Below are 1,070 nucleotides of genomic sequence, written 5' to 3' on the forward strand. Positions count from 1 at the left end.
GTTTCAATCCTTATTCTAATGGAAGTTACGTTGGAAGTCGTCTGGTTGGATAACTCCTTGTAACATAAACAATTGTATAGGTTTCTTCATTTCCCTTTTTTGTTCTAAACAGTAGGTCAATGTACGTTTTTTAGTTTGTTTTTTGAATTTTTCCGTAAACATAACTAATTGGTCTTTAACACTTTAAATCTTTATTTTTATACTCCCCAAAATAAATTGCCACTCGGAAATTGATTATTTCGTGCAAATATTTTTATAAGTGCAAGTTACACATCTCATTTTAGATTTGGTAGCTTTCGGATAATAATTGTTTTCGATAATTTGATAAATTTCTCTACTTGCCTCTCTTACTAAATTCGTATCGCTGTCTTTTATTTCTATCTCTACTAATTTATTATTACTTCGTGTATATACCAAGTACCCTTTGTTGACTTTGCAATGAAAGTTTTCCTCTATCAACCAAGCATAACAATACAGTTGTGTCTTGTAGGTCTCAAAAACTTTATCGTCATACGCTGCAAACTTATAGTCTAAGGGTGTCATTGTGCCATCTTCTAGTTTGAGCACTTCATCTATACGCCCCCTCAAAAACTCGTTGGTTAAGTACTGGTCGTTGTAACGTTCGACTGCTCCTATACGTTTGCGTAGGTATTCTTTGTTTTGCTCCAATTTCTGATTGTGAATTTCTCTGCCCTTTTGCACTTTAAAATGTCTGTCCTCATACTGTGGAATGGCTATAACGTATTCAAAATACGTAAACCTTGGGCAATATAAAAATTCAATAATATGCGATGGTGTAAGTGTCATTGTATGGTTGATGAGTTTTGAATGATGAATTGTGAATTAGTCTATGAGTATTTAAATGCTACTACGGATTTTGGATTTTTGATTTCGGAAATTGGAAAAAGCTTGTAATTTTCTATCCGTCAACCTAGGTAATGAGTACAACTCAACCGATGCTTCACTTGCTATAAATACCTAATAACCAAGATATTAAAATACTAATTACTAATAAAATCTAATTACTGGACAAAAAGAGAAAAGGTATTTAGACTTTTTCAATGAATGTT

Annotated in this window: 1 protein-coding gene; it reads right to left on the minus strand. The window is 32.3% G+C overall.

Translation table 11 applies throughout. The features are described from left to right. Positions 1-234: 234 nt before the first annotated feature. Positions 235-807, minus strand: coding sequence for a CRISPR-associated protein Cas4 (cas4, locus tag ACOVQ4_RS11140; protein ID WP_421820721.1), 573 nt, complete (start codon positions 805-807; stop codon positions 235-237). Between the last annotated feature and the right edge of the window lie 263 nt (positions 808-1,070).

It is taken from the genome of Flectobacillus sp. (assembly GCF_049240685.1).
GTDB lineage: Bacteria > Bacteroidota > Bacteroidia > Cytophagales > Spirosomataceae > Flectobacillus.